Here is a 12,386-nt window from a genome sequence, read left to right as displayed (position 1 = left end):
GAGCTTTTTAACATACTTAGTCGTGTTGAAAGTCCTTCATAATAATCGGAATTTCATTTAAATCGTCAATAACAAAGTCTGCACTATCACATGTAACACCAGAAGTATATTTCCAAATCGTATGCATACCAACTCGTTTGGCAGCATTTATATCATTTTCGGGGTGATCTCCAACAAAAAAACATTCATGCGGTTGGACTTGCAAATGTTGTAGAGCTTTTTCATAAATTTTAGGGTTTGGTTTTTTTATCCCTTCTAACTCTGAGATTAAAATGATTGAAAAATATTTATCAATTTCTAAAGCATTAATACTATCCCTTTGAAACGTGCCTTTTCCATTTGTGATCATCCCGAGTTTTATGTTCATATTCTTTAATCTGTTCAGCATTTGATGTAGATTAGAGAATGGTTTACAACTATAACAAAACCGACTTATATAATCATCTAACAACTCTTTCCATGTTAAATCCGTAATGGAGAATTCTTTAACTAACTGTTGGTACACTTTATCCTTCCAGACCATCCCTCTGTTATCCAGTTCGGTAAAACAATTTATATACAAGTCTTTATCTATATGTTGTAAAGCTTTATAATATTTATTATATTGATTTTCAGCAAAAATATTTATCGACGAATCTCGGTCTAGCAAAGTGCCGTCTAAATCGAATAAAACAGCTTTGATTGATCATCACCAGCCTTTTTCTTCTTATTATAACAAATAAAGCAAATAAAGTTTGAACCGAAACGAGGTGAATTTTGGTGTTACTTCAACACCATTTTAAAAATGAAATTACACCAACTAACGTACCTATTTATTTTGTTAACTGGATTCTCCATTGGCATTCATCAAGCTTTGGAACACACTCTCACGCAAATAACCATGATTATTTTTATCATTATTACTTGCTTATTAGTTGTGAAGGATCTGCGCAATCCCTCTAAGGATAGAAAATAATCCAATAGTCACGTATTTCACACAGATACTTAGCAAGTTGATACTCCTTTAAAAGCCATTTATTCCATTCTTTTTATAAGATTTAGTATCTGTATGTTCCTCCATCATTCCCATGGTTTCTTTATTAATGAGAAATGATTCCCATACATGTTTTCATCCAATCTCCAAAAAATATGAGAGGCTATCTAAAGCCAACATATCTTTCGGAGGTGTTTAGGGTGAGAAATATCCAATGGCTATCTGTACTTGGTTCCATCGGAGTCGGTATTGCTGCATATAGTATGATGAATGGTCGAGGGCAAGGACAAGCTCAAAGATTACTTTCCAATGTAACAAATATGGGTAATCAAGGTAGATAATAACTTATTTAGAGGACCTCACGATTTAGTTAGGTCCTCTAAATAAATGAGAAAAATAATCCAATAAATCTTTTACATAATATTGACTCAAAAGCTATTACCGATCAGTACTAGTTAGATTTCACCTCTAATTTGATACCGTCTAGGAAAAAATTGTTAAGATCATTTCTTATTCAATTTATTTCGAATTTGGATGACAGCTGTCCGTTACAACTTTTGAAAATAAAACATAGTATGCATTATCTGAGTTTAAAGGGGGTGTTTCTTACGATGAGTGGATATGGAGCTGGTTACGGTGGAGGTTTTGCATTAATTGTAGTATTGTTCATCCTCTTAATTATTATTGGTGCTTCCTTCGGTGGTGGTTACGGCTATTAATTTAATGATTTAGTGTATCGCATAATTTATAACCTCCTTTGCAGATACAGATGGGCGCCCGTCTGTATCTCATTACATAAGTTACATATTTTTTTACCCTACTAATCAGCAGTATACAATCTTGAACGGTCATCCTCAAAAAGATTGTAGTAGCAAGGAGGAGATGGCGATCCGACATAGATCCGAACTCCTTCCACATAAATTCGAAAGCTACTGTTTATTCACATTTAAGTTTTAAACGATCTTTCTTTTGCTATTCTATAAATTCGACATAAATAGCGAATATCCTCCCATTTCATTTAAAATTTGCATGAATCCAAAGTTTTTAAGTACCGTTAAATCTTTTAATTCTAGTATAGGAATTATTGAGAGCACTAACTAACAAACAGTCAAACACCGGATCATTAACTGTCGCTAACATATTTCGTAAATGTTTATTTTCTATGTTATGTTGTACATGTTAGGAGGAATAAAATGAAAAGGATCATAACATCTGTAATTGCACCATGTATCCTTTACTTTTCTTTTTTAGCATTCGATAAAATTACTGGTTCAACTCTTACTTATATAACAGGCTCCTCATTCTTAATTACGTTTTTCATAGTTTATTGGTATTCATTCCCTTTTTTCTTACTTATCGGAATACCTGCATCTATAATAATTGATAAAATCAATAGAGGAGTGCGTTGGGTTAATTATGCTATCGCCGGTGGTATCGTTGGTTTAATCATGAAGATTATAAACATAATAGAGGGTTATCCAATATTGTATGATTTAGGTACTTTTATTGTCTATCCTGGTGCTAGTATTATTTTTTATTTATTACTAAAGAGTTTGGAAATTATTTTTACAAAAGCGTTCGGTAAAAATATATCTTCAGCTATTCATTAGTCTTTGATTTTCATGGATCTAAATTAAGATAGTCTTGACTGGCGTTTTCGTTACTTACACAGAGAACAAAAAAGCCTCACAATGATTATCATTGTGAGGCTTTGGCAAACGTCCCAGGAGAGATTCGAACTCCCGACCCACAGCTTAGAAGGCTGTTGCTCTATCCTGCTGAGCTACTGGGACATGGAGCGGGTGAAGGGAATCGAACCCTCGACATCAGCTTGGAAGGCTGAGGTTTTACCACTAAACTACACCCGCATTTCTATGTATTTTTATTATGTATCTCGTTAACGGACAAGTACCATTATATAAACTTACGCTAGGATTGTCAACATAAAATTATAAATTTATTATAACATACTCGTAACAAGCCAGCAGAATCAATATCTGCTGGCTTGTTACTTATGTTAACGAAGTTTGATAGGCAAGACTGGAAATTTCCTGCTGATCCTTTGTGTAGAAACGGATATCAATATTTTCTAATTGTTCATCTGCTGTCAGGATTACATATGATCCAGGATGTGCGCTTCGCGGTTGGCGAATACTTCCTGGATTAATGAATAATTGATCCTTTACTTTTTCAGCGCCAGCAACATGTGAGTGACCAAAACAAATGACATTGGCACCTAACTCTTCTGCTCGATAGGATGCTGGCATTAATGTTGATTTAATTTGAAATAAGTGACCGTGTGTAACAAAAAAATGTAATTTTCCTACTTGAAAATCAATTTCTTCTGGCAAACGGAAATCCATATCCATGTTTCCTTGAACTACTTGGAAATCTGCAAGTTCTTCACTATCTGCTTCTAACTCTGAGTCGCCACAGTGGATCATCGCATCGACTTCGTCTTGGTGCCGAGCTTTTATCTCAGAAACTTCACTAGTCCAACCGTGACTATCACTAAGTATTAAAATTTTTGGCATGTCTCCACCCCTCTTACAACTGCTTTACCCAGTTTTCCATTTTATCTAACGCTTTTTTGCGATGACTTATTTGATTTTTTTCTTCTGGAGTCATTTCTGCCATTGTTTTAGAGCTGCCAGTTGGGTAAAAGATCGGATCATATCCAAAACCGTTCTTACCAATTGCTTGGTAACCAATCGTTCCTTCACATTCTCCACGTTTAAAGACCGTTTGTTTTCCTGGTTGAGCGATAGCTAATACACATACAAAACGGCCTGTACGTTCAGCTTGTGGTACATTTTCCATTTCAGTTAGTACTTTTTCCAGATTGGCTTTATCATCTTTCTCCTCACCAGCATATCTGGCTGAATATACACCTGGTGCACCTTGAAGTGCATCAATCTCTATTCCTGAGTCATCAGCAATGACCGGGATATTGAATTTTTCACAAATCGCTTCTGCTTTTATTGCCGCATTTTCTTCAAAGGTTGTACCCGTTTCTTCAATATCATCAATTGGCTCTGCCAAATCTAATAAAGAAGATATTTTTATTTCTAACGGGTCAAATAAGCGTTTAAAATCTTTCATTTTTCCTTCGTTTTTTGTTGCGATTATTAATTCTTTCATATGAAAAAGCTCCCCTAGGATTATTCTATGTTATCTTGATAAGGTTTGATTGCCTCTGCTTGGATTTTAAAAATCTCTTTTAAACCTTTTTCAGCAAGAGCTAACATTTTCGTTAATTGTGTACTTGTAAATGTTGCTTCTTCCCCCGTACCTTGGAGTTCTACAAATTCGCCTTTACCAGTCATCACCACATTCATATCGACATGTGCTTGGGCATCCTCAGAATATTCTAGATCTAAAATTTCCGTTCCATCTGGTAGTACCCCAACCGAGATAGCTGCAAGATAATCTGTTATTGGTAATGACTTTATTTTTTCTTCTTCTAGTAATTTACCTAGTGCATGTACAACCGCGACAAACGCTCCAGTTATCGATGCAGTTCGTGTACCACCATCTGCCTGAATCACGTCACAATCGACCCATACCGTACGTTCTCCGATAGCATCTAAGTCTACCACCGCACGTAGTGATCGTCCGATTAAACGCTGAATTTCCATGGTTCGTCCGGATACTTTACCTTTTGATGACTCACGGATGTTTCTCGTTTCTGTTGCTCGAGGTAACATCGCATACTCAGCAGTAATCCAGCCTTTACCTGACCCTCTCATAAAAGGCGGAACTCGATCCTCTACACTGGCATTACATATCACTTTCGTATCGCCGACTGTAATTAAAACAGATCCTTCGGCATGTTTAGTAAAATTAGTTTGAATATCAATTGATCTTAGTTGATCTATTTCTCTCCCTGTTTCACGCATTCTATTTCCTCCTTACATACTGTTCTATCTTAACATATTTTCTCAGTACATGGGTTTTTCATACATAAGAAATTTAGCTAAAAAGATAACACCCGCTCCAATCAAATGAAACGGGTGCCGAGTTTTTTATAATGAATAATAAAACAAGTAGATTCAATGAATGGATTAAATACTTTCAGTTGGCGTAACCATATCTCTTGATACTGGTTCTGTATATGGTTGTCCACTTTCACTTATCACTTCTTCATGATCTTCAACAGTGACCTCAACAGCCTCGATATCTTCTTGTTCAGTTAATGTAAGGACGATCGACTGCATCACTTCATCGGCGATTACGCTTTTTGCACTGTTGGCTAATATATTTTCATTAAAATTCAATGAAAGGACTCCATCTTCAAAAACAGGTTCTGACGCAAGTTGTGAGCCAGTATTAACAAAATGCTGTAATGGTAAATCAAATGAAGGGCCATCCATTAAAGCTTGTACAATAGATTGATATTGGTTCTCTTCATTCATCGGAACATGTTGTGTAATGGGAACAAAGTAGACCATTTCATCACCTTGCATTGGAAAGTAAAGCGTAGTCGCCTTACTTTCCATTAAATCAACACCATCCGTTTGTTGAATGTTAATTCCGTTAGCTCGTGAATACCCTTCCGTTAATGGTGTGCCATTAACCGGCATGGAATCTTGCGCTTCTCCTTCGATCCATAACTTCACACTATCTACATTTTCAAACTGTGTTAATGTATGTGTCATAGCTTCTAGAATTTTCTGTTCATTCTCTGCTTCATATGTTGTAAATTCTTCCGAAACATTTACCACTAATGTTCCATCAGCTTCTAAGTTCAAATCGATAATCTCAGTACCTGCAGGTAAAACTGCCTGAAATCCACTAGGTAATAGCGATGTCACAGGCCCATCCTGTACGAGATATTCTAATACTTGTTTCGCCACTTCTTTAGATGCTGGAGCTGGCATTTGTACTTCTTGAGGCACAACTAAACCGTTTTGATCTAACAAATATAAAACTCTTTCAACTGATTCAGTAGTCGCCGCTGAGTCTTCTCCTTCTGTCTCTCCTTCTTCCACTGGATCTTCTCCTTCAGCTTCACCTTCGCCTTCTTCCGGATTTGCCTCTGAATCATCTTCACCCTCCGGAATGTTCTCCAAGTCATCTGTTAATTCTGCATTTTCGGGTGGTGCATCTATTTGATCTAATGTCTGTTCTCCTTCAAAAACGCCACAACCCACTAACAAAAGCAAACATAATAATACAACCCCTGCATACTTTTTAGCTAAATCGATTTTCATAACCGATACCTCCTACGATGGTTTGTACTACTATGTATACGAGCTTATTTTTAAAATAGACCAACCAAAATAATCTAAAAATCAATTATTATAAGAAAATCTGTTTTGAAGGTACCTTGATTGTATTAAGGTTCAAATTGGCAAAAAAACAGATAGAATGCCAAGTTATTGGCTTTTCTATCTGTTTATTTCCACATATTGCGAACATTTTTTATACGTTACTATTTAATGTCACTAGTAGATAGCACCTTTTCCCAGACTTTTGACTGTATTTAATTCAATCTTATCGACTGCATCAATTTTCTGATTTAACCACCGTGATGCGATTTCATGAAAAACACCGACATCACCAGTAGTGTAGAAAAAATGTTGTGGTGGCTGCTCACCTTGGTAAAGCTTATTTTGATATTCTAAAATGGTACTGACTTCCCGTGCGGTTTCTTCTCCTGACGATATCACAGTAACGGTTGATCCTATCTCCTTTTGAATCAACGCTTTAATCATTGGGTAATGCGTACACCCCAATATAAGTGTATCCATATTAGAAAATTGCTTCAATGGTTGTAACGTTTCTCGTACTACTTGATCCGCTTCTTCTCCCTGTACGATTCCTTTTTCCACTAAGGGAACAAATCGTGGGCAAGCTAAATCGTGGACTTCAATCTCTGTATTTATTTGCCTTAATGTATCGACATATGCTTTACTGCTAATCGTTCCCTCTGTCCCTATCACACCTATTTCATCCGTACGTGAATGGGTAATCGCAGCACGTGCACCTGGTTGAATCACTCCTACAACCGGAATCGACAGTTCTTCTCTTAACTGTTCCAACGTAAACGCCGTTGCTGTGTTACAAGCAATAACTAACATTTTAATATCTCTTTCTAATAAAAAGTGAACCATTTCCCAAGTGTACTGGATCACTTCTTCTTTCGGGCGCGGTCCATATGGACACCTTTTCGTATCACCCAAGTAAATAATCGATTCTTTCGGTAATTGACGAATTAATTCACTTGCTACTGTAAGTCCGCCAACCCCTGAGTCAATAACTCCAATTGGTTGCTTCACTATCATCGCCTCTTTACAATTTTACATTTTCTGTTTGATATCTCATTTCTTGGTGGAGGAGATGTAATAGTCTTGATAACTGTTCCATATCCTCTTCTTTAACATTCGATAAAACCTCACCTAAATATTTCTGTCGTTTTTCAATTACTTCCTGGATAATTTTTCTTCCTTTTTCTAATAGGTGGATACGAACCACTCGCCGATCCTTGGTATCTTTTACTCGTTCCACGATATCATTCTTTTCCATGCGATCAACTAAATCTGTTGTGGTACTAAAAGCGAGGTTAATTTTTTTGGATAATTCACCTAATGTTAAATCTCCTTGCTCTAATAAAAATTGTAAGGCAATGAACTGTGGGGTTGTAATCGGATAATTATTTAATATTTCACGACCTTTTTGTTTGATGATCCCTGATAAAAATCTTAATTCTCTTTCAATATCTGCAATTTGCTCTGCTTCTTTACCCAAATCAAAACGCCCCTTCATACATAAAAATACATAAGTTTACTATAACATTTTTTCTCGATAAAATGTTATACAGAATCTTCTAAGGTTGACAAAAAAGCGTTTAGTCAAGACTAAACGCTTTTGAATAGATTAAATACTGTGAAGTAAGGTTACCCAGGTTGAATGGAGCATTGTACGATTCATCAAACATGGCTTAAGGCGGACATTCGTTCCGCTATTTGTAACAAAAGTACCGTTTTTAGATCCGTCGAGGACATCTATTCCGCTATTCATCGAAAATAACACTCATTTTAACAAAAAACAACTAAATAAAGGATTAAATGTCCGCCAACAACGAAAAATGGGTATTATATCGCCCTATAACGCACTAAATGTCCGCGCTACTAACATTATGGCATATCTTGAGTGATACAAGCATGTTTTTACCTGACCTATGTCCCGATAATCGGTCATTTTCACTGGTTTCTATTGTTTGCAAAAGAACTTGCTAAGGCTGCACAAACATCGGCGATTATTTGGCAAATTGCTACGATCAATTGCATCTCCTCCAAACCGTTTATTGATATCTTTATTACCCCCATTAGCCAGTTGTTAACCGTTGATAGGAGCGATTATTACCTGTACCAACCACGATTAAACACGTTAAGAAAGCCACAAATGAAACAAAAATAGCCATCATTAACCCGATACCTGCCATAAATAAATCCTCTCCTGGATATGAAGGCTCTAATGTCACATACCAATAACTGAAGAAAATGATCATCACGGCGTAAAAACTACTGCCAATGAGAGCAAACTTCCATTGATTCAGCTTCGATCCACTCCAGGAACGTGCAAATTTAATCCAAACAATAAGACTGATAATTACAGCACCAATCATAATAAATATATGTAGATATGGAATTAGTAAATAGCTTAAGCCAATCAATATCAATATCGTACAAGAAAAAAGAAGCGCATTTACTCCAAATAATATCCCTCCTGCCTTCCAATGACTGTTTAACCATTTATGTTTTTCACTGTCTAGCTGTAACGTTCCGAAAGACTCTAATTTTTTGACAATTGGTTTTCGCAAGAATAAAAAAAGAATAATTGCTAAAACTCCAACTATTAGAAACATACTCATCGTCATTACCTCCTATACTTTTTATTCGGAGATGGTATTATGCCTTATACAACGAATCATCCTGCAATTTATTATCAAAAAGTCGGCAGTGGAACAGCAATCATATTTATCGCTCCGCCAGGAATGGGACACTTAACATTCCGTTACCAAACATTGCTTCAACATAGCTTTTCCGTTATTACATTTGACAACAGAGGGGATTGCCGTAGCGGCCATTCCAATACAAAACTAACTTTTTCTCAGTATGTAGATGACGTAAAAAGTTTGTTAGACGAAAATGAAATCTCTAAAGCCATTGTTTGTGGTTATTCTAACGGCGGCTTAATCGCACAACAATTCGCTATATCTTATCCAGAGCATACATTAGCACTTATTATGATTGGGGCTTACCACGCACCGAAAAGCTTAATGCTTCGTACCGAATATAAAATAGGCATAACAGTTGCCAGAAATAATTGGATTCCTTTACTAGCTAAAGCACTTGCTTTCAATCATTTTTCAGATAAAAAAGCAGCAAAAGAAATAGAAATGGAAATAAAGAAAACGAACGCTGATATGTTACGACAACAATATCAATTAGGCTTGGATTATGACAATGAGCAGCAACTATCTAAAATTGATGTACCACTATTAATTATCTATGGTGCTAACGATCATTATGTACATCCCTATCAAAACATCTTTCGCAAAAGGTTAGAAGATGTAGAAGTGGCCTATGTTCATCGTTCTAAACATCAAGTACCAACCAAGTATTTTCATGAGTGTAATGCCATCATTTATGAATGGGTGAAGCGAAAACAAATAAAATAACATTCGTTCACACAAAATCATACCAAATATTGTCTGTGATTAGAAGTGAAAAATGCAATCATTTAACAAGGCTGCCTCAGCTGAGTGAGACAGCCTTGTTAAAACAGCTAGATAAAATCCCATGATAATGGGGTCCCTTTTTCAATTGGCTGATTAACAGTTTTACCTAGACACATTTCATAGTATTTTGGCGCTAAACCAAATCCAGGACGAATAACGCGGATATTATCACGGGTTAATGATTCCCCTTTTTTTACATTTTCCGTAACATAAATAGACCGACGATATTTTTTAGATTGGTCCTCTGCTTTCGTCGGTCCGTATTGGACTTTCCCCATTGCCTGCCAGGCTCTTTTCGTTTCTTGGACTAGTAAGTGGAATTCCTCTGGTTCCAATGAAAAGGGGGCGTCCACTCCTCCATCCTGTCGAGAAAGGGTAAAATGTTTTTCGATTACCGATGCACCTAATGCTACACTTGCAACAGCAACACCGCTACCTAACGTGTGATCTGATAAACCGATTGGACATTGAAATAATTCTTTCATATGTGGAATTGTTTTAATATGACTATTTTCTGGGGTTGCTGGATACGTACTCGTGCATTTTAGTAAAATGATCTCATTACAGCCTTCTTCTTTGGCTGCTTGGACTGTTTCTTCAATTTCTGCCACGGTACACATACCAGTTGAAATAATCATCGGTTTTTTGGTTCTGGCGACTTTACGAATCAATGGAATATCCGTACATTCAAAAGAAGCGATTTTATAACAAGGTACATGTAAGTTTTCCAAAAAGTCAACAGCTGTTTCATCAAATGGTGAGCTGAACGCGATCATCCCTAACTCTTGGCAACGGTCAAAAATCGATTGGTGCCATTCCCAAGGTGTATAAGCTTCCTGATATAAATTGTATAACGATTTGTTTGCCCATGGACTATTTGGATCTGAAATAACAAAGTCTCCTTTTTCGACTTCTAATGTCATCGTGTCTGCAGTATAAGTTTGAATCTTGAGTGCATCTGCGCCAGCCTTCGCAGCTGCTTCTACTATTTCAAGAGCTCGCTCTAGCGATTGGTTATGGTTCCCTGACATTTCTGCAATGACAAAAGGCTCATAATCTGTACCAATTTTTCGATTGTGGATCGTTACTTCCTTCATGAGATTCCTCCTTTCCACTCTTCCTTAAGCAAACCTAATGTCCACACATCATAATATTGACCATCTTTCATAACATGTTGACGTAAGGTACCTTCTACTTTAAAACCTTGCTTTTGATGAAAGTGAAAGCTAGGTTGATTCGTTTCGATTACTTCCGCACAGACTTTTCGTATCCCTTGACTAAAAATGTGAGCAAATGCTAAAGAAGCCATTTTTGTTCCAGAACCTTTAGGTGCATCAAGTTCTCCAATGTAGAACCCCCAGTAACACCGCTGATGTTGCTTTTGTTTATCAAAAAATTGTACAAGTCCAAGTGGTTTGTCATGTTGGACATAAATGAAAACATCATGATGAGGATCAGTCGACACTTTCTCATACCACTGTACATGTTCCTGCCAAGTAATCTCTTTATCAGTATACATATACTGTTTAATATGATCACTATTTCGCCAAGCTAGCACTTGTTCCAGATCATTTTCTCCGAGCTTTCTCAAAAAACTATCAGTCATTAGTACCCTCCTTCAGCATAAAACGTGAAACAGAACGATGATCAACATTTTCTCTGAAGTGAGCTAACCGATCTGCCATCCGCTGTAATAGGGAAGTTGTATCGCTTAATCGACATAATGCTTCTTTAATGTCTACAGTTTTTACCTCACTATTTTTCCCTAAGTGATATATAAACCCTTTAGTATGCAAATAATTTAATATTTCAGATTGGTTATCCGCTACTTCAAGGGTGATGGCAGGTAATTGCATAAAACACCTTTCCCACGTTGTTGTTCCTCCTGCACCAATTGCAAGATCCGCTTCCGCCATTAACTCTGACATACGATTGGTTTGTTCATATAACTGAATATTTTTGTGCAGCTCTACCAAATGTCGTAGCTCTTTGATTTGCTGGTTGGACGTGCCTGTAACTACATCCACCTGCCAATGTTGATCTTGAAGCTGAGTAATAGCTCTTAAAGCTTTATACGTTTCATTAGTTGGGTCACTGCCACCAAAAGAAACAATAATACGAGCTATGGTGCTGCGCTTCCTCTCATATAGCTTCGTCATCACAAATTCTTCTCTTAATAAAAGGTATCGGGGACCCAAAAGCAAAACCGTATCTGGCCGAACTAATGGTTGATAGCGTTTCTCCTTGTTTGGAAGCAGATTTTGATCTAGCAAACTGTCACAGTAATGTCTGCGGTTTGCTAGATCATCAATTACCATCAATTGGTCTGCAAATGGTTTTACTGCAGCCTCCCACCGATAATCTAAATCATAATGATCTACTACAATGTAATCAAAACAAGGATATTGTCGAATGAACTCAATCGTTTCTTCTGCATCCTTTCGCCAATTGGAGCGCAAATTGCCGATCATCGTCGAATGAGATAAAACATGAACTGGGAACCCTTTTCCTTCAATGTAGCTAATTAAATTTCCTGGGAAATGGTAACAAAAGAAAATAACCTCTACGCCCTGTGTTCGTAACTGCTCTGCTAACACTAAACAACGCCTTACATGACCAGTACCAATTTGGTTAGATGCATCAGAACGAATACCAACTCGCATAAGT

At 36.8% G+C, this 12,386-nt stretch carries 15 protein-coding genes and 2 tRNA genes; 4 read left to right on the top strand and 13 right to left on the bottom strand.

Annotated elements, in window-relative coordinates:
• Nucleotides 1-16: 16 nt before the first annotated feature.
• Nucleotides 17-682, bottom strand: coding sequence for an HAD family hydrolase (locus D569_RS0105490; RefSeq protein WP_026287226.1), 666 nt, complete (start codon nucleotides 680-682; stop codon nucleotides 17-19).
• Nucleotides 683-1,173: 491 nt separating this feature from the next.
• On the opposite strand from D569_RS0105490, the gene D569_RS24300 reads away from it, so the two are divergent.
• From D569_RS24300 to D569_RS0105475, 3 genes are all read left to right on the top strand, one after another.
• Nucleotides 1,174-1,314, top strand: coding sequence for a hypothetical protein (locus tag D569_RS24300; protein WP_018931397.1), 141 nt, complete (start codon nucleotides 1,174-1,176; stop codon nucleotides 1,312-1,314).
• A gap of 270 nt (nucleotides 1,315-1,584) precedes the next feature.
• The gene (locus D569_RS23925; RefSeq protein ID WP_018931396.1) at nucleotides 1,585-1,692 is read left to right on the top strand and encodes a YjcZ family sporulation protein; all 108 of its coding nucleotides are present in this window, start codon (nucleotides 1,585-1,587) and stop codon (nucleotides 1,690-1,692) included.
• 474 nt (nucleotides 1,693-2,166) lie between these two features.
• The gene (locus D569_RS0105475) at nucleotides 2,167-2,583 is read left to right on the top strand and encodes a hypothetical protein (protein ID WP_018931395.1); all 417 of its coding nucleotides are present in this window, start codon (nucleotides 2,167-2,169) and stop codon (nucleotides 2,581-2,583) included.
• Between the two features lie 109 nt (nucleotides 2,584-2,692).
• On the opposite strand, the gene D569_RS0105470 is transcribed toward D569_RS0105475, so the two are convergent.
• The 9 genes from D569_RS0105470 to D569_RS22570 form a co-directional block, all read right to left on the bottom strand.
• A tRNA-Arg gene (locus D569_RS0105470) sits at nucleotides 2,693-2,766 on the bottom strand.
• Between the two features lies 1 nt (nucleotide 2,767).
• Nucleotides 2,768-2,841 (bottom strand) — tRNA-Gly (locus D569_RS0105465).
• A 144-nt stretch (nucleotides 2,842-2,985) separates the two neighbouring features.
• Nucleotides 2,986-3,507, bottom strand: coding sequence for a metallophosphoesterase family protein (locus D569_RS0105460; RefSeq protein ID WP_018931394.1), 522 nt, complete (start codon nucleotides 3,505-3,507; stop codon nucleotides 2,986-2,988).
• A gap of 13 nt (nucleotides 3,508-3,520) precedes the next feature.
• The gene (locus D569_RS0105455; RefSeq protein ID WP_018931393.1) at nucleotides 3,521-4,114 is read right to left on the bottom strand and encodes an XTP/dITP diphosphatase; all 594 of its coding nucleotides are present in this window, start codon (nucleotides 4,112-4,114) and stop codon (nucleotides 3,521-3,523) included.
• A gap of 20 nt (nucleotides 4,115-4,134) precedes the next feature.
• Nucleotides 4,135-4,872: a ribonuclease PH gene (gene rph / locus D569_RS0105450; protein WP_018931392.1), complete on the bottom strand. Its 738-nt coding sequence runs from the start codon at nucleotides 4,870-4,872 to the stop codon at nucleotides 4,135-4,137.
• 165 nt (nucleotides 4,873-5,037) lie between these two features.
• Nucleotides 5,038-6,186, bottom strand: a complete 1,149-nt coding sequence (locus D569_RS0105445; RefSeq protein WP_018931391.1) for a GerMN domain-containing protein — start codon at nucleotides 6,184-6,186, stop codon at nucleotides 5,038-5,040.
• A 234-nt stretch (nucleotides 6,187-6,420) separates the two neighbouring features.
• The gene (racE, locus tag D569_RS0105440; RefSeq protein WP_018931390.1) at nucleotides 6,421-7,254 is read right to left on the bottom strand and encodes a glutamate racemase; all 834 of its coding nucleotides are present in this window, start codon (nucleotides 7,252-7,254) and stop codon (nucleotides 6,421-6,423) included.
• Nucleotides 7,255-7,267: 13 nt separating this feature from the next.
• A complete protein-coding gene (locus tag D569_RS0105435; protein ID WP_033404668.1) occupies nucleotides 7,268-7,741 on the bottom strand; it encodes a MarR family winged helix-turn-helix transcriptional regulator in 474 nt (157 codons plus the stop codon).
• Between the two features lie 562 nt (nucleotides 7,742-8,303).
• Nucleotides 8,304-8,849, bottom strand: a complete 546-nt coding sequence (locus D569_RS22570; protein ID WP_018931388.1) for a hypothetical protein — start codon at nucleotides 8,847-8,849, stop codon at nucleotides 8,304-8,306.
• A gap of 39 nt (nucleotides 8,850-8,888) precedes the next feature.
• On the opposite strand from D569_RS22570, the gene D569_RS0105425 reads away from it, so the two are divergent.
• Nucleotides 8,889-9,659, top strand: coding sequence for an alpha/beta fold hydrolase (locus D569_RS0105425; RefSeq protein ID WP_018931387.1), 771 nt, complete (start codon nucleotides 8,889-8,891; stop codon nucleotides 9,657-9,659).
• A 107-nt stretch (nucleotides 9,660-9,766) separates the two neighbouring features.
• Here D569_RS0105425 and pseI read toward each other — a convergent pair whose 3' ends face one another.
• Genes pseI through pseG form a run of 3 tightly spaced genes read right to left on the bottom strand, consistent with a single transcriptional unit; the run spans nucleotide 9,767 to nucleotide 12,382 of the window.
• A complete protein-coding gene (gene pseI / locus D569_RS0105420; protein ID WP_018931386.1) occupies nucleotides 9,767-10,816 on the bottom strand; it encodes a pseudaminic acid synthase in 1,050 nt (349 codons plus the stop codon).
• A complete protein-coding gene (pseH, locus tag D569_RS22565) occupies nucleotides 10,813-11,325 on the bottom strand; it encodes a UDP-4-amino-4,6-dideoxy-N-acetyl-beta-L-altrosamine N-acetyltransferase (protein ID WP_018931385.1) in 513 nt (170 codons plus the stop codon). The genes pseI and pseH overlap by 4 nt, the downstream gene beginning before the upstream one ends.
• Nucleotides 11,318-12,382 (bottom strand): UDP-2,4-diacetamido-2,4,6-trideoxy-beta-L-altropyranose hydrolase, encoded by a 1,065-nt coding sequence (pseG, locus tag D569_RS22560; RefSeq protein WP_018931384.1) that lies wholly within the window; start codon nucleotides 12,380-12,382, stop codon nucleotides 11,318-11,320. Before pseG ends, pseH begins: the two co-directional genes overlap by 8 nt.
• Nucleotides 12,383-12,386: the final 4 nt, after the last annotated feature.

Source organism: Gracilibacillus lacisalsi DSM 19029, assembly GCF_000377765.1.
In the GTDB taxonomy this organism is placed as follows: Bacteria; Bacillota; Bacilli; order Bacillales; family Amphibacillaceae; genus Gracilibacillus; species Gracilibacillus lacisalsi.
This window is presented reverse-complemented; position numbering and strand designations above follow the sequence as displayed.